9 protein-coding genes are annotated in these 16,439 nt (G+C 61.7%); 8 read left to right on the plus strand and 1 reads right to left on the minus strand.

From position 1 onward, the window contains the following. Positions 1-584: 584 nt before the first annotated feature. The 3 genes from ACOYYX_RS15605 to ACOYYX_RS15615 all read left to right on the plus strand — a co-directional run bounded on the left by ACOYYX_RS15605 (position 585) and on the right by ACOYYX_RS15615 (position 5,700). Complete coding sequence (locus tag ACOYYX_RS15605; protein ID WP_422930836.1) at positions 585-3,401, plus strand: PAS domain-containing protein; 2,817 nt, start codon at positions 585-587, stop codon at positions 3,399-3,401. An 861-nt stretch (positions 3,402-4,262) separates the two neighbouring features. Then, complete coding sequence (locus tag ACOYYX_RS15610; protein ID WP_422930837.1) at positions 4,263-4,508, plus strand: hypothetical protein; 246 nt, start codon at positions 4,263-4,265, stop codon at positions 4,506-4,508. Positions 4,509-4,617: 109 nt separating this feature from the next. Continuing rightward, positions 4,618-5,700, plus strand: coding sequence for a DUF1559 domain-containing protein (locus ACOYYX_RS15615; RefSeq protein ID WP_422930838.1), 1,083 nt, complete (start codon positions 4,618-4,620; stop codon positions 5,698-5,700). A gap of 112 nt (positions 5,701-5,812) precedes the next feature. Here the strand turns inward: ACOYYX_RS15615 and ACOYYX_RS15620 are convergent, their stop codons facing one another. Further along, positions 5,813-6,628, minus strand: a complete 816-nt coding sequence (locus ACOYYX_RS15620; protein WP_422930839.1) for a hypothetical protein — start codon at positions 6,626-6,628, stop codon at positions 5,813-5,815. 366 nt (positions 6,629-6,994) lie between these two features. Between ACOYYX_RS15620 and ACOYYX_RS15625 the strand changes: the two genes are divergently transcribed. From ACOYYX_RS15625 to ACOYYX_RS15645, 5 genes are all read left to right on the plus strand, one after another. Beyond that, a complete protein-coding gene (locus ACOYYX_RS15625; protein ID WP_422930840.1) occupies positions 6,995-8,461 on the plus strand; it encodes an RNA polymerase sigma factor in 1,467 nt (488 codons plus the stop codon). Positions 8,462-8,814: 353 nt separating this feature from the next. Continuing rightward, entirely contained in the window at positions 8,815-10,356 is a 1,542-nt protein-coding gene (locus ACOYYX_RS15630; protein WP_422930841.1) for a hypothetical protein, read from the plus strand. Positions 10,357-10,717: 361 nt separating this feature from the next. Beyond that, positions 10,718-11,974 (plus strand): hypothetical protein, encoded by a 1,257-nt coding sequence (locus tag ACOYYX_RS15635; RefSeq protein ID WP_422930842.1) that lies wholly within the window; start codon positions 10,718-10,720, stop codon positions 11,972-11,974. A gap of 333 nt (positions 11,975-12,307) precedes the next feature. Then, complete coding sequence (locus tag ACOYYX_RS15640) at positions 12,308-14,854, plus strand: DUF1553 domain-containing protein (protein WP_422930843.1); 2,547 nt, start codon at positions 12,308-12,310, stop codon at positions 14,852-14,854. Beyond that, positions 14,844-16,313 carry a DUF1501 domain-containing protein gene (locus ACOYYX_RS15645; protein ID WP_422930844.1) on the plus strand — a complete coding sequence of 490 codons (1,470 nt, stop codon included), beginning with the start codon at positions 14,844-14,846 and terminating at the stop codon, positions 16,311-16,313. Before ACOYYX_RS15640 ends, ACOYYX_RS15645 begins: the two co-directional genes overlap by 11 nt. The last annotated feature ends 126 nt before the right edge of the window (positions 16,314-16,439 follow it).

A 16,439-nucleotide genomic window follows, 5' to 3' on the forward strand; every position in this document is an offset into this window, starting at 1 on the left:
GGGCGTTCGGTAGAGCCTTCCCACGTCAAACTCTCTCCGACTGTATCAATTTTGCATCTTCCTTGAGCCGGATCCCGACCACCAGCATGATGGTGACGTTCCACACTCTGAGAAGCTGCAGGCGACTCGCATAATCGAGTCGAGCTAAGACGATCTGTTATCTGCGAACCTCGAAAGTCGATAGATACCAGAGCTTCCACCGGACCGCATGGTTGCATGGGATTTATATGCGACCGCTGGCTCGCGTCTGCGGTTTGTGCCGCAATTCCGAAGAAAAATATAATCTCGTCACAACTCGAAGGGTGCACAGTATCTGATCTTTTGTCAGAAATTGCCTACTGATCGAATTTTCGTTCTGTGATGATTGAATATTTAAATATTTTCAATCATCTTGATCGTTTCCGGTCGCCCGATCGGCACGATCTCGCGACGACGCCGAGCCACCTCCCACGAAATCGAGTCGGGCCCACGCTCTCCACGCCATGAAAAATCGCAACGATGACGATCGATCACGGCTGGATTGTCTGGCCCGATATCGTGTCCTGGATACCGAGCCCGAGTCCGGATTCGACGAGGTCGCCCGCATGGCCGCGGGCCTCTTCGGCACGGACATGGCAATGGTCGGTTTCCTGGCGGTGGACCGAGAATGGTTCAAGGCCAGGGTCGGGGTCGGTCGGGGCGAGTTACCACTTTACGATACGCTCAACACGCGCCTATTGCAGGGTCGAGAGTTCGTTGCCTATTCTGACATCGATCACGAAACCGAGTCGATCCCGATCAAGGCTCGGCTCACCGCCCAGGAGTTGGGGTGGCGTGCGTTCGCCTCGGTTCCGATCCTGAGCCCCGAGCATCACGTCGTGGGTGCCCTGTCGGTTGCGGATTGCGTCCCCAGGAGCTTCTCCACCGACCAGCTCAAGCAGTTGCGGGCGCTCGCCGGGCTCGTCACGGACCGGCTCGAGTTGAGGTCGCGGCGCACGAGTGCCGCGTCGGTCTCCGAAGCGAGCGAAGCCTTCGATTCTCGCTGTGCCCTCCGGGACGCGAGCCATTGGGAGTGGGAGATCGGGCGCTGGGAGCCGCATACCTCGCCTCGATTCAAGAAGATCGTCGCCGGCCGAGATTTCGACACGCCTTCGAATGACCGGCCGTGGTCGACCTGGGTCCACCCCGATGATCGAGAACGGGTCCTCTCCGCCGTCTCGGCCCACCTCGAGAACTCGATCCCGTTCGACATCACCTACCGGCTCCGATCGCAGGAAGGCGGCTATCGGTGGATCCACGACGAGGGCCAGGCCGCCAGGGACGATCACGGTCGACCCTTCCTCATGATCGGGACGATGACCGAGCTGGGCAAGTACGAGATCGACGAGAAACCACCGGAGGTCGGCGGCCGGCATCCCTATTTCAAGTGTGACTGCCTCGACACCATCGCCGAATTGAGGCGCATGAATGCGGGACTCGTGGTCGATCTCAAGGATTCCCGGCGGTCCGAGGCCGAGTTGAAGAAGAAGCTCGGTCTGTTCCGCGACGTCTTCGAGTCCCTCAAGGATGAGGCCGGGGCCTCTAATTTCCAGGGCGAGGCGAGCCTCATCGAGCGTGCCCGCCGGGCCCTCGGCGAGGAGACTCTCGATGCAAGACAGGACTCGAGCCAGGGTGTCGAGGCCGCGGCAGATCAGGGGACGGCATCCCTGACGGACGAGCAACAAGCTCTGTTGCAAGCCTTCCAGATCGAATGGCCTGAGAGTGACCAGATCCCGGACGCTCCCAGGACCCGCGAGACCGAAATTGCCAAGGTGAACGGAGTTCCCCTCGCGAACGCGGCCGACATCCTCGGGGCCGTCTTCGTCAAGGCGATCACCGACCGCTCGCTGGCCATCGAGGAGTTGAAGAAGAGCGAGGAACGCTTCCGCCAGTTCGAGGAAAACGTCCACGAGGCTTTCTGGATCAGCGGCCCCCCGGAGGGCGACGTGACTTACGTCAGCCCGGCTTTCGAACGCATCTGGGGTCGCGACCGGCCGGATTTCCACCAAATCTCGAAGGTCTGGTCCGACAGCCTTCACCCCGACGACAGGCGCAGGGTTCTCTCGGTCGTCAATCGCCAGACCAAGCTCGGATTGGCCTGGGAACTCGAGTATCGGATCGTCAGGCCCGACGCGTCGATCCGTTGGATCAGGGATCGAGGCTTCCCGATCCCCAATGAAACGGGAAAGGTCCAGCACATCTTCGGGATCGCCGAGGACATCACCGAGCAGAAGCAGGCCGAGGCCGAGATCACGAGCCTGAACCGTCGGCTCGAGAAGCGCGTCGCGAGGCTCGCGGCGCTCCGCAGAGTCGATGTGGCGATGAGCACGACGCTCGACCTGAGCGTGACACTGGACATCCTCCTCGAGGTCGCCACCGAGCAGCTCGAGATCGACGCGGCCAGCGTCCTGAGCCTGGATCCGCACTCCCAGACGATGCACTACATCGCGCGTCGAGGCTTCCTCCAGGCCAAAAATATCCATACCCGGATTCGCCTGGGAGAGGGCCTCTCGGGGCGAGTCGCACAGGAGCGGCTGCTCATCGAGATCCCGGACTTGGCCGACTCCGAGTGGGCCCAGATGCACGAGCCCCTCGCCGCGGACGAGGGGTTCGTCACCTATTACGGGTTCCCGTTGCTCTGTCGGGGGCACGTCAGGGGGGTGCTCGAGGTCCACCATCGCAGGGCGACCCAACTCGACTCGGAAGACCTTTACTTCCTCGAGATCCTCGCCGGACAGGCCGCGATCGCCATCGACAACTCGCTCCTCTTCGACGAATGGGAGCGGTTCAACCTCGAGTTGGTCCTCGCCTACGACGCCACCATCGAGGGCTGGTCGCGAGCTCTCGACTTGCGGGATCGAGAGACGGAGGGGCACACCCAGCGCGTCACCGAGATGAGCGAGAGGCTGGCCGCGACCATCGGGCTCCCCGAGCAGGAGCTCGTCCACCTCAGGCGCGGTGCCATGCTGCACGACATCGGTAAGATGGGGATCCCCGACAGCATCCTGCTGAAGCCCGGGCCCCTGACCCCCGATGAACAGAATGTCATGCAACGCCATCCGACCTACGCCTATGAGTGGCTCTCTTCGATCGCGTTCCTCCGCCCTGCCCTCGACATCCCTTACTGTCATCACGAACACTGGAACGGTTCCGGCTACCCTCGAGGCCTCAAGGGGGAAGAGATCCCCCTCGCCGCTCGTATTTTCACCGCCGTCGACATCTGGGACGCCCTGCGATCCGATCGGCCTTATCGCACGGGCTGGCCCGAGGAAGACGTCCGGAAGTATCTCGCGAAGCTATCGGGTTCCGTCCTCGACCCCGGCGTCGTGAAAGTCTTCCTCCAGGTCCTCAGCGAATCAGACGACCCCTTCTCGCATACGTGACCTCGACTCCCGCCGATCCTTCTCACCTCAGCCATTTCATATCGCATCTTCACGTCAGCATCTAACATAGATGATCTGCGGGCCGCCAGCATGCCTTGAAATAGTCGAAAATTGCTAACATGTAATTATTGGCACATCATAATTTGAATCTGAAATGTGCTTTGCTCCCAGGGCGTCGCGGGGGATCGACCCTGGGAAGATGACTTACTTCGGTAAGTTACTCGGGTTCAATCATTCCATGATTCTCGGGAACTTCGCCCCGCGATTTGACGCTGACGTCATGTGGTGGAATTTGTCCGCGAAATTATTTGCCTCGATATTGAGGTGAACCTGGAGGCTCAATATTCGATGCTAGTTACACGAGACTGAAAGGGCATGCTGGCACGACGGGTGCTTTTATAGAGTGATTCACGATTGAGCCCGATGAGGGTTTGAGGTGAGCCGTGTCTCCTGTGTTTCAACTTAGTCATTCCAGGACAACAACTTACGCGGATATACGTCTTAATTCTTACGATGATTTCGTCTTAATTCGATCGTTGAGAGCGAGGGGATGACGACCCGATTCTCGTCAGGTTTGCCCAGGAAGTGAGCAAACGAGGATTTTGATTTTTGATCAAATCTGCGTTTCGAAGCGAAAGTTGCTGAGTTTGGAGATTCTTGCTGGCGCAGGTCAAGAAAACGTTTGTTCGTATGCGCTTGACAATGAGGTTGATATTCTTTTTTGTGCTTTTCGCCGGATTGACCGTCGTGAGCGGCGAATTGATGCGTAGAGGTTCTCTGAAACGTCGTCGGCAGTTTTGACATTCGGGAGTCTTCATCCGCTGTGATCTTGAACCATGAACCACCCCTAGGGCGATGATTATGCAGATGTCACAAGGCGGGCATCGCCGCGGCTTCCTCCGGGCGGCCCTCTACCTCGCCGCCCCTCTCGTCGTCGGAGCGGCCGGCTGCGGCGGCTCGAAGTCGGGCAACATGGTGGAGATGAGCGAAGAGGCCAAGGCCCAGCTGCAGTCGCGCCGCGACTCCTACAAGGCGCGTGCGGCGACGAAGGCCAAGGCGCGTGGCGGGCCGGGAAGGTCCGGCAAGGGATCGAGTCGAAAAGGGTGACCTGATCAGGCCTCCCCCCCGAAAACACTCCCCCCCAAGACATGACGTGGCTTCCCCTGTGAATTCCATATTCCTCATCTTCGACTGATCGTGGAAGGAGTGACCTCCGATGAAGGCACGACGCGGATTTACCCTCATCGAATTGTTGGTCGTGATTGCCATCATCGCCGTCCTGATTGCCCTGCTCTTGCCGGCCGTCCAGGCCGCCCGCGAAGCCGCGAGACGCGCCCAGTGTGTGAATAACCTGAAGCAGCTCGGGCTCGCCCTGCACAATTATCAGTCGGCCACGAATGCCTTTCCCCCCGGCATCGTGACCACGACCTCGTACCCGGGAGTGACCCCTCCGGGTAATCTCGCCACGTGGACGGCCTGGAGCCCGCAGGCGATGCTCCTTCCCTACCTCGAGCAGAATGCCATCTACAACGCCTCCAACTTCAGTTGGGGCTGCTGCTACGACGGTCAGGCCGACGCGGTCAACTCAACGTCGTATCTGAGCAAGATCGGCGCATTCCTCTGCCCCTCCGACGGCCTCGCAGGCATGCAGAACATCAACAGCTACTACGGCTCGACCGGTTCCTCCACCCAGCCGTATCCGGTTGATGGGAACACGAATGGGATCTTCAACCTCTACAACTCGGTGAACTCGTGTAATTCCGTTTCGATCAGCGCCGTGACCGACGGCACCTCGAACACGATTGCCTTCAGCGAGGGTCTTGTTGGCGACTACGGGAAGACCTCCAACTACCCGGGCAACGGCTTGGCAGGCGCGAATGAGATCACGGCCGCGGAGGTCCTCGATGCGAGGTCGGCCGGGACCTCCATCGTCACGGCCCTCCAATCCTGCAACACATTCTGGGCGACCGGCACGGCCGTGTCCGACTCCACCGGCTTGAAGCAGTACGAAGGCCAGACCTGGGCCCTTGGCGAGCGGGGGTTCACCCTCTTCAATACCATCGTACCGCCAAACTCGAAGCAGTACCGATGGCATAGTTGCCGCATGGGCAGCGACTGCCTCGAATGCGCGATGGAGGGTTCAGCGTTCATCAACGCGAACAGCAATCACCCCGGCGGTGCCAATTATGCGTTCGCCGATGGCAGCGTGAGGTTCCTCAAGGAATCGATCAACATGCAAACCTACTGGTCACTGGGCTCCCGCAATGGTGGCGAGGTCATCAGCGCGGATAGCTATTGAGCCATTCGACGTCATCGAAAGATCGATCGTCGCAAGTCGATAGGAATTCGTGATGAGCTTCTCGAAAGTCTCCGGCATCCGAGCGGGATGCCGGAGACTTTTTGCTTCTCCATCAAGTCGATGTGCCTTCTACGACCGGTGCCTCTCGTAAAGCCGGTCGGGTGAACGACATGGCTCGGGTCATCATGGCACCCGCCGCGGTCATGATGGCGAGCAGCACGATCGACATCGCACGCAGGAGCATCGAGTCGGCGAAGGGCAACTCCGTCTTCCCGCTCGGGAAGGCGATCCCACCGACGACCTCGTAGAGGGCAGTCATCGCGATCGCCCCGAAAAAGCCGCCGACAATGGCCTTGCCGGTAGCGGCCGATCCCCCCGTTCCAAGCCCGATCCCTATCGCCAGGCCGACCGCCACACCGATGCTGGACCAGATCGCCCCGTGCGTCATGAGCGGGACTGTCATGTCGAATGAGGAAGGTTCCCAGCTCTTATAGAAGGCGGGAAGGGCCAGGCTCGTCGCCAATGCGGCGATCGCGATCCCTCCCAATGCCCCGATCCCGGCTCCCACCAATGACCGGCGCATGGATCCACCCGCCAGCCCCGCCGCAATTCCCAGGCAAAGCGGCAAGACGCCTCCGACGGCCACATAGGCGAGACGTCCCGAGTTGACGCGAGCCGTCAGCAGCAGGAGCGCATCCTTCTCGTCCTGCACCGGCTTGAGCTTGGGCGAGGTCTGGCTCCGATAGGCGGAGAGGACCGACTCCGCCGCGAGCCAGGACCCCAGTGCTCCCACCAATACCCCGAGGGCGAGGAAGCCCCAGATCCGGCCACCGGACCTGGCCGTCTCCAAGGGCTTGACGATCCCCGCCTCGCCCAGATCGCTTCCTGCCGGCGGATTCGTGGGGGATTCCGACTCGACCGTGCTCATCGCGATGACTCCCGAAAACGAAGAAGACGACGTTGTCGCCGAGAAAGGCGACAACGGGAATGACGAAGTTGAAGAGTGGAAATGAGCGGGCGTCAGACGATGAGGCTGGGGGGAAGGCCTTCGTCTCTGACTTCGATGCCGGTTGGAGAGTCCGGCGTGGTGCTCTCAGAGTCTCTCAAGAGCGAGGAAAGCTCAAGAGTCTTGGCGAATGGATTCGACGTGGCGAAACGTGCGAACTCTTAGGTCCGGCTCGCACGATCTCGCGCAGGGCATGGCAATCCCCGACGGTTCGAGAAATAGTTGAAGCATTCTTCCAGGCGAGGGGACACTACGACACGAGATCGGTTCGAGGTGGAGAGGACGCTGATGGGAACGAGCGATTCGGCCCAGGTCATGGACTCGATCCGGAAGGTCTTCGGCGGGACGAACCTTTCGCAATATTCGGATACGGAACTGCTCGCCAGGTATTTGAACGGCGACGAGGACACGGCGGAAACGGCCTTCGAGGTCCTCGTCGCGCGGCACGGACCCATGGTCTTGCGCATCTGCCGCAAGATCCTGGGCGATGGACACGACGCTGAGGATGCCACCCAGGCGACGTTCCTCGTCCTCGCGAGGCATGCGTCGTCGATCCGAAAGTCGAGGTCGTTGGCGAGCTGGCTATTCGGGGTCGCTTCGCGGGTCTCCGCTCGGGCGAAGATCCAGGCGTCACGTCGGCGCCGGCTCGAGTTTCGGGCCGCGAGACCTTCGATCGTCGAGCCGCAATACTCCGACTCCGGATCCTGGCAAGCGATCATGGAAGAGCTCGAACGATTACCCGAGCGGTATCGTGCGTCCCTGATTCTGTTCCATATCAACGGGCTCTCTTATGAAGAGGCTGCGGAGCGACTCGGCTGTCCGATCCGGACGCTCCAGTCTCGGTTAATTCGGGGACGCGAGCGACTCAGGGCTCGACTAACCAGGCGCGGCTTGGCCGACGCGGCGGGGCTAGTCGGGACGACGTTGAACGGGAAAGCTGCATCGACGCTCGCCTCGGCCGAGTGGGCGACGCGGATGACTCGGAGCGTGATCCAACTCTCCTCGAACCTGTCTCTCCACCCTGCCCTGCCTGCTTCGCTGGCCGCTCTCGCGAAAGGAATGAGTGCCACCATGGGCTATCCCAGGTTCAAGATCTTGGCCGCGCTGCTCGTCACGGCCACGGCCGTCATCGGTTCGGCCCCGGCCTGGTCTCTGCTGGAAGACTCGAATCGAGGTGAATCGAGACCGATCCCGAGCAAGGGTTCGAGAGTGCCACCCCTCGGGTCCTCCCCGGTTCTTGCACAGACTCAGCCCAAGACGGTGGAGAAGTCAGGACCCAAGAAGGCCGAGGCCGTTCTCTTGAAGAAGGACGAGGGGAAGTCTTCCGGGATGCGGAGCATCGCCGGCTCGGGTCATGCCGTGCGTTTCGAGGCTCCGGGCGGATCCTGGCAGTTGACGTCCGTCAGCCTCTACGGCTCGCGATATGGCACGTCCAGGCCTCCCAAGGAAAACTTCGAGATCTACCTCTGCGACGAGAACTTCAAGAAGCTGGCGACCTTCTCGTTCCCCTATTCGACCTTCCAGCGCGGGGAGCCGAAGTGGATCGATCTGAATGTCAAACCCACGACAGTTCCCGCCAAGTTTTTCGTCGCGGTGGATTTCGACCCCGCTCAGACCAAGGGGGTCTATATGCATTTCGACGGCAGGAAGAGCGAGACCTCGTTCACTGGGCTGCCAGATGAGGGGGATCCCGAGGCTTTCACCAAGGGCAACTGGATGATCCGAGCCCGAGTCTCGCCCCAGCCCGAACCTTGATTCGGCACATCGGCCGAGTGTTCTTTGTCCCTGATTGTGTCGCGATCGTGCGAGACGACACGTTTCGTGACGGTCGTCCCAGATCTGCCCGTCTCGTATTGAGGTGCGACACCTGCTGCTCGCGCGGGACTCTTCCACCCCTCCAAGTTTCCCTTCGCCCGCGACATTTCAAAAGCCAATGGATTGGCAACATCAGCAGAAGGCATTACAGAAGTATGGGGCGAAGGGGTTCTTCGACGGACCTCTGTGCGTGACGGAACCCAACGATTGACACCCTATGTGGTCGTCGAGTCGTGAGGATCGTACGCGGAACGCACAAGGTTCGTCGCGTGAGCGAGATACGGGGTAGGCAGATGAGCATCCTTGCCAGAGTCGCGATTGCAACGTATGCCCTCATGGCGGGGACGCCTGACGAGTCTCCCAACCGGTACTTCGCCATCGAAGCCATCGACGAGCAGACCGGGCGCGGGGTCCCGATGGTCGAGTTGCAAACGACGGCGGGGGCTCGCTTCTACACCGACTCGAATGGCCTCGTGGCCTTCTTCGAGCCAGGCTTGATGGGCCAGCGCGTCTATTTCGGCATCACGGCGCATGGCTACGAGTTCCCAAAGGATGGCTTCGGATCCAAGGGGGTGGCGCTGGAAGTCAAGCCTGGCGAGAGTGCGAAGCTCAAGATCAATCGGATCAACATCGCCGAGCGGCTTTACCGGATCACCGGCCAAGGGATCTACCGCGATTCCGTGCTCCTGGGCCGGAAAACGCCAATTGCTTCGCCTCTGCTGAATGCCCAGGTCACGGGGCAGGACAGCGTCTTGGCGGCCGTCTACCAGGGGCGGACGTACTGGTTCTACGGCGACACCAATCGACTCTCCTATTCTCTGGGTAACTTCGCCACCTCGGGCGCAACGACTCCCCTGCCGGAGAAGATCGATCCAGAGGTCGGATTCGACCTGTCCTACTTCGTGGGCAAGGATGGCTTCTCCCGGCCGATGGCTCCGATGAAGGGCGAGGGGGTCGTCTGGCTCTCGGGCCTCGTCGTGGTGCCGGACGGGTCCGGACGCGAGCGAATGCTGGCCTATTATCAACGCCGCCAGGGTCTCGGGGACGTGCTCGAGAATGGGTTCGTCCAGTTCAACGACGAGACCAGGCAGTTCGATAAGGCTTCGACGATCGAGGGCGAACCGCCGATTTTCCCGACCGGGCATGCCCAGCGCGTCGCCGATGCCGGCATCGACTACCTCGTCTTCACCGTCCCCTACCCCGCCTTGCGGGTCAAAGCAGATCGAGCCTCATACCTGGATCTCTCCGGATATGAGGCTTACACATGCCTCAAGCCCGGTACGCGGACCTTCGATAAGACGCGGGCCGAAGTGGATCGAGACGCCTCCGGCAAGCTCATCTGGGCCTGGAAGCGAAACACGGCCCCACTCGTGCCGAAAGATCAGCAGGACCTGATCGACTCAGGGAAGATGACTCGCGAGGAATCTCCCTTCCGACTCCAGGATGCCGAGACCGGCAAGCCGTTCGTGCTCCACGGAGGCTCATGCTACTGGAATCCATATCGCAAGAAGTACGTGATGGTTGGCTCCGAACTAATGGGCGCGACCGTCCTCGGCGAAATCTGGTACAGCGAGGCCGATCGCCCGGAAGGCCCCTGGATCAAGGCCAGGAAGATCATCACCCATGCCAACAAGCCGGGAGATGCCCACGACTTCTACAATCCCAAGCAGCACGAGTTCCTCGATCGCGATGGCGGTCGATACATCTACTTCGAAGGCACCTACGTCAATACGTTCAGCGGTAACCCCCATCCCACGCCCTATTACGAATACAACCAAATCATGTACAAGTTAGATCTTGGCGATCCAAAGCTTGGCGTCCTCAAGGAGAAGTGAAACGGCGTGGGGAGTCGACCGGGTGGGAAAAGTCCTCGTATTTGATGAAATAATCGCATGAAGATCTTTTGCAATTTATTCTTAGGCCATTTGTCCTGGACCGGATTCTTAAGATTGGCCCCGCCACTTCCGAGGCAGTAGACTCTTCATCGACGGCTCCCACCGATCCGCCTCGCGGGATTGCGTTGCTCAAAGTCACGAATCCTCCTCCGCAGATTTCCCAGACTGACGCGATGGCTCGCGTCCTCCGCGTCAGAATCAAAAGTTTGGCGGGAGGGATCAGGCCGGATCGGCTGGGATGTCCGCACGTTTCTGGCACTCAGAAATCTTGATCCGAAGCGTCACGAAATTCGGAGGCGGCATGACCACGAGACGAGCGTTCCTGGCTGCGGTCGGGGCCGGGTGTGCCCTGGAAGGGGCTAAGGGTTGGGCTCAAACGACGCCAGCGGCGAGGAAGCGGTTGGCGGTCGTCACGACCGAGTGGCGATATCACTCGCACGCCTGGCACATGGCCGAGCGGTTCCTCGTCGGCTATCCGATCGAAGGCCGCTGGCATCGTCCTCCCTTCGACGTGGTCGCGGCCTACGTGGATCAGTTCCCCGCGAACGACCTGAGTCGCAAGCGGTCGAAGGAGTTCGGTTTCCCGATCTATTCCACCGTCGCCGAGGCCCTTCGTTGCGGCGGGAATTCACTGGCGGTCGACGCCGTCCTGATCATCGGCGAGCATGGCAACTACCCCAAGAACGAGTACGGCCAGACCCCCTACCCTCGGTATGAATTCTTCAAGCAGGCGACCGACGTCTTCCGCAAGGATGGAAAGACCGTCCCGATCTTCAACGACAAGCACCTGTCGTGGAAATGGGAGTGGGCCAAGGAGATGGTCGACATCTCCCGCGAGCTGAAATTCCCGTTCCTGGCCGGTTCATCGCTGCCGGTGACGTGGCGGATGCCCTCGATCGAAATGCCAACCGGGGCCGAGGTCGAGGAGATGCTCTGCCTGGCGATGGGCGGGGTCGATAGCTACGACTTCCACGCCCTCGAAGTGATCCAGTGCATGGCCGAGCGACGCCGAGGCGGCGAGACCGGCGTTGCCGCCGTCCAGGCGATTCGAGGCGACGCGTTCTGGAAGGCGATGGAGGCCAAGGCCTGGTCGCCCCAACTGTTCGAAGCCTGCATGGCGAGGACCCAGACCCTCGCTCAGCCCGAGACCTTCAGCGACCGTTACCCGACCCCGGAGCAGATCCGCGAGTGGGTCAAGGATCCTGTCGCCTACCTCATCGAGTACAACGACGGCACCAGGGCCACGATGCTCCTGATGAACGGACTGGTTAACGACTTCACCTTCGCCGCAACGTTGAAAGGCGAGTCGGAACCCCTCTCGACCCTCTTCTACCTGCCGCCAAACCCGAACGTCACCTATTCGGCATCGTTGATGTCGAAGGCCGAACAGACCTTCCTGACCGGCAAGACCCCCTACCCGATTGAACGAACCCTCCTCACGTCGGGTCTGGTCGAGGCCTGTTGTCGCTCCCTCGGGACGGGCCAGAAGCGTCTCGAGACGCCCCACCTCGCGATCCGCTACGAGGCGCCGAAGGCCTCGACCTTCGCGCGTTCCTGAGACAAAGATCCTCGCACAAGCCTGCCGGACCTCCTGGAGAGGCGTCTCTCCTCGCCTGCTCCAAGGAGGCTTCGGCTTGTGTTTTCGGGAAATTTCAACAATAATTTGACAGGAAACTTGGAGCGATTTAGTTTTCGCAATGATCGACCCGCGCGTTGCCCACCTTCCGGCCTCCCTCGATTGAGGGGGGCCAGGACTCGATAGCTTCCTCGGCAAGAGGAGGCGTGAACAACGACCACGTGCCCCGGGCAGGTCCTGCTTTGAAGAATCGCTCCGAGGCAAGGCATTGAGATGATCCTCGGCCGAGAGGTTCGATTCAGGAGCCAAGTCGCCATGGCGGAACGTCGGACGTATTCCATGGTTTTCCTCCTCGCTTGGTTTGCCGGGGTGGCTTCCGCCGATGGGGGTGAGGCCCTGACGTTCGAGAAGGACGTCCGCCCGATCTTCAAGGCGTACTGCCTCGACTGTCACGGCGGCGAGAAAACCGAGGGCAAGCTCGACCTCCGCCTCAAGCGCTTCACGGAGGTCGGGGGCGACACGGGCCCCGCTCTGGTGGTCGGGAAACCCGATGAGAGCCTTCTCATCGAGCGACTCAAGGCGGGCGAGATGCCGCCCGGGCCGAAGAAGGTTCCGCCCGAGCAGATTGCCGTGATCGAGCGCTGGATCGCGTCGGGTGCGGCGACCAAACGACAGGAGCCCGAGAAGCTCGATGCCGGCGTGGTCATCACGCCCGAGGAGCGGGAATACTGGGCCTTCCAGCCGATCCGCCGGCCCGTCCCACCTAGCTGCGAAGCGAAGGATCGGGTCCGGACCCCGATCGACGCCCTCGTCCTGGCGAGACTTCGCGAACGGAGTCTAGAATTCGCCCCTGACGCGGACCCACGAACGCTGATCCGTCGCGCGGCGTTCGACCTCACCGGCCTGCCGCCCACGCAGAAGGCCATCGATGCCTTTGTCGCGGATCCCTCCGACGACGCCTACGAGCGGATGCTCGACCAGCTCATGGATTCGCCCCAGTACGGCGAGCGTTGGGCCCGACACTGGCTCGACGTGGCCGGCTACGCCGACTCCGACGGCAACGGCAGCGAGGACTCCGTCCGGCCGTATGCCTACAAATATCGCGACTACGTCGTCCGCTCGCTCAACTCCGACAAGCCGGTCGACCGCTTCGTGATCGAGCAGTTGGCGGGAGATGAACTCGTCCCGCGGCCGTGGACCGAGTTGAGCCCCGAGAATGCCGAGTTGCTCGCCGCCACCGGGTTCTTGCGGACCGCCGCCGACGGCACCTCCACGGGAGCCTCGGACGAACCGCTCGCGGCGAATCTGGTCGTGTCGGAGACGTTGAAGATCGTCGGCTCGACCATGCTCGGGCTGACGGTCGGATGTGCCCAGTGCCACGACCATCGCTACGACCCGATCCCTCAGGCCGATTACTACCGGCTCCGAGCCGTCTTCGAGCCGGCCCTGGACACCAATCACTGGCGGAGGCCCGGGCAGCGCCTCATCTCCCTGTTCAAGGACGCGGACAGGGCGAAGTCGAGCGCCATCGAGGCGGAGGCGGCCAAGCTCCAGGAAGTCGTCACGACGAAGACAAATACTTACATCGCTGCGGCAACCAAGAAGGAACTCGCGAAGTTTCCCGAGGACCTGCGTGGCAAGCTCCAGGCCGCGCTCGACACGGATCCCGCCAAGCGTTCCGACGAGCAGAAGAAGCTCCTCGACTCGAATCCGAGCGTAAACATCAGCCCCGGCGTCCTCTATCAGTACGACCAACCCGCGGCCGATGACCTGACGAAGGAGCAAGGGAAGGTCAACGCGAAGCGGGCCGAGAAGCCGGTCGAGGACTTCGTCAGTGTGCTCGACGAGATCCCGGGAACCGTGCCGGTCACGAAAATCTTCTATCGCGGCGACCATCGACAGCCCACGAAGCCGGTCGTCCCCGGCGACCTGACCATAGCCGGGGCCGAGGGCCAGCGGTTCGAGATCCCCGAGAAGGACGGCGCGTTGCCGACCTCGGGTCGACGCCTCGCGTACGCACGCCACCTGGTGAAGGGTGATCATCCCCTGCTCGGTCGGGTGCTCATGAATCGGATCTGGTTGAACCACTTCGGACGAGGCCTGGTCGACACCCCGGGCGACTTCGGCGTGCTCGGGACGAGGCCGAGCCATCCGGAATTGCTCGACTGGCTGGCCGATGAACTCGTCCGCCAGGGGTGGTCGTTGAAGCGGATCCACAAGCTCATCATGACCTCGACCGCCTACAGGCAGTCTTCGAGGATCAGCCAGGCGAGCGCAGCCGCCGACTCGAATAACCTGCTCTACAGCCGGTTCCCGATGCAGCGTCTCGAGGCCGAGGAGATCCGCGACGTCATCCTCCACGTCTGCGGTCGGCTCGACCCGACGATGTACGGACCTCCGATCCCGGTGGCCGAGGACATGGTCGGGCACGTCCTGCCCGAGAAGGACTCGGCGAGGCGAAGCCTCTACCTCCAGGCTCGCCGCTCGAAGCCGGTCTCGATGCTCGCGACGTTCGACGCCCCGAGCATGGTCACGAACTGCGAAAGGCGGGTCCCCAGCACGTCGGTGACGCAGTCTCTCGTGCTCATGAATAGCGATTTCATTCTCGCTCACGCCAAGCATCTTGCCCAGCGCATCCGCGGCGAGACGCCCGCAGGCTCGGCGTCGGATCTGATGGCGCGGCAGGTCTCGCACGCCTGGAAGCTCGTTTACCAGCGAGAGATCTCCCCCGAGGAGGCGGCCTGGGCGGCCGAGTTCGGCGCCAGACAATCCTCCACGCCGGGGCCGGAGAAAGAGCTCGCCGCCCTGACGAATCTCTGCCAGCAACTCCTCATTTCCAACGAGTTTCTCTATGTCGATTGAACTGCCTTTCCGAACCCGGCGCGAGTTCCTGGCGGGGACGGCTGCAGGTGTCGGGGCGATCGCCCTGGCTCACTTGCTTCGACAGGATGGGGCGCTGGCCGAGACACCGAAGAAACCCGGCGAGAACCTACCGCTGGACCTGCGAGCCCGCGCACCCCACTTCGCCCCGACGGCGAAGGCGATGATCTCGCTGTTCATGCACGGCGGGCCGTCGCACGTCGACCTCTTCGACCCCAAGCCCGAACTGACCAAACACCACGGCCAGGAATATAAGGGCGAGGTCGTCTTCAGCTTTGTTAATCGCGCGAGCAAATCCCTCTTCGGCTCCCCATGGAAGTTCGCCAAGCACGGCCAGTGCGGCACGGAGGTCTCCGAACTCCTGCCCGAAACGGCCGGCATCGTCGACGACATCTGCGTCCTCCGATCGATGCACACCGGTCACAACGGCCACGAGGTCTCGATCCGCTTCTTCCACGGCGGTATCGCCGGCGTGACCGGCCGTCCCACGCTGGGAAGCTGGCTCACGTATGGCCTCGGAAGCGAGTCCGACCAACTTCCCGCCTACATGGTCCTTTCCGACCCCGGCGGCCATCCGGTCGACGGCACCCACAACTGGTCGTGCGGCTTCATGCCCACGATGTACCAGGGGACGGTCCTCAGGGCCCAAGAGCCCCGGATCCTGAACCTGGATCCCCCGCCCGAGCTCCGCGGCGAGACCCAGCGCCAGAACCTCTCTCTCCTCGACCGGCTCAATCGCCGGCATCTCGAGAAGCACCCTGGCGAGACCGACCTCGAGACGCGGATCCGCAGCTACGAACTCGCCGCCGCAATGCAGACGACGGCCAAGGAAGCCCTCGACATCTCGAACGAACCTGCTCACATCAAGACGCTGTATGGCCTCGACAACGAGGAGACCCGCGAGTACGGCACGCGCTGCCTGATCGCTCGCCGTCTCGTGGAGCGTGGTGTCCGGTTCGTCCAACTCTTCCTCGGCGGTCAGCCCTGGGATAACCACACCGACATCAAGAATGGCCTTCCCGCGATCTGCCGGAAGACGGATAAGCCCGCCGCGGCGCTCGTGAAGGATCTCAAGCAGCGTGGCCTTCTCGAGACGACCCTCGTCCACTGGGGCGGTGAGATCGGCCGCCTCCCCGTCACCGAGGGCGATCCCAAGGCCTCGGCCGGTCGCGACCACAACGGCCAGGGTTTCACCGTCTGGATGGCCGGCGGCGGGATCAAGGGGGGGATGACCTACGGGGCCACCGATGAGGTGGGCCATCGCGCGGTCGAGGACATCGTGACCCCCAACGATTTCCAGGCCACGGTTCTCCACCTCTTCGGCCTCGATCACAGTCAGCTCGTCTACCACATCAACGGCCGCGAGCAACGACTAATCGACGGCCAGAAGGCCAGAATCGTCAAGGAAATCCTCCAAACTCAGGGTTCGATTGTCTCGTGATTCCCGACTGGATAACGGGCGATTTCTGCTGAACTCGATCATGGAGTTGGGTCCGGGATGATCGCCGTATCCACGACACGTCGGCCTACCCACCTCGACTCGTGGCGATCAACCTGCCTGTCAATA

The sequence above is a fragment of the Singulisphaera chitinilytica genome, from assembly GCF_049331405.1.
In the GTDB taxonomy this organism is placed as follows: domain Bacteria; phylum Planctomycetota; class Planctomycetia; order Isosphaerales; family Isosphaeraceae; genus PoT.

Bases quoted from the DNA above. Each gene is read 5' to 3' on its own strand.
- ACOYYX_RS15610 (WP_422930837.1), top strand. From the start codon at position 4,263: ATGCAGATGTCACAAGGCGGGCATCGCCGCGGCTTCCTCCGGGCGGCC.
- ACOYYX_RS15635 (WP_422930842.1), top strand. From the start codon at position 10,718: ATGACCACGAGACGAGCGTTCCTGGCTGCGGTCGGGGCCGGGTGTGCC.
- ACOYYX_RS15605 (WP_422930836.1), top strand. From the start codon at position 585: ATGGCCGCGGGCCTCTTCGGCACGGACATGGCAATGGTCGGTTTCCTG.
- ACOYYX_RS15615 (WP_422930838.1), top strand. From the start codon at position 4,618: ATGAAGGCACGACGCGGATTTACCCTCATCGAATTGTTGGTCGTGATT.
- ACOYYX_RS15620 (WP_422930839.1), bottom strand. From the start codon at position 6,628: ATGAGCACGGTCGAGTCGGAATCCCCCACGAATCCGCCGGCAGGAAGC.
- ACOYYX_RS15640 (WP_422930843.1), top strand. From the start codon at position 12,308: ATGGCGGAACGTCGGACGTATTCCATGGTTTTCCTCCTCGCTTGGTTT.
- ACOYYX_RS15645 (WP_422930844.1), top strand. From the start codon at position 14,844: ATGTCGATTGAACTGCCTTTCCGAACCCGGCGCGAGTTCCTGGCGGGG.
- ACOYYX_RS15625 (WP_422930840.1), top strand. From the start codon at position 6,995: ATGGGAACGAGCGATTCGGCCCAGGTCATGGACTCGATCCGGAAGGTC.
- ACOYYX_RS15630 (WP_422930841.1), top strand. From the start codon at position 8,815: ATGAGCATCCTTGCCAGAGTCGCGATTGCAACGTATGCCCTCATGGCG.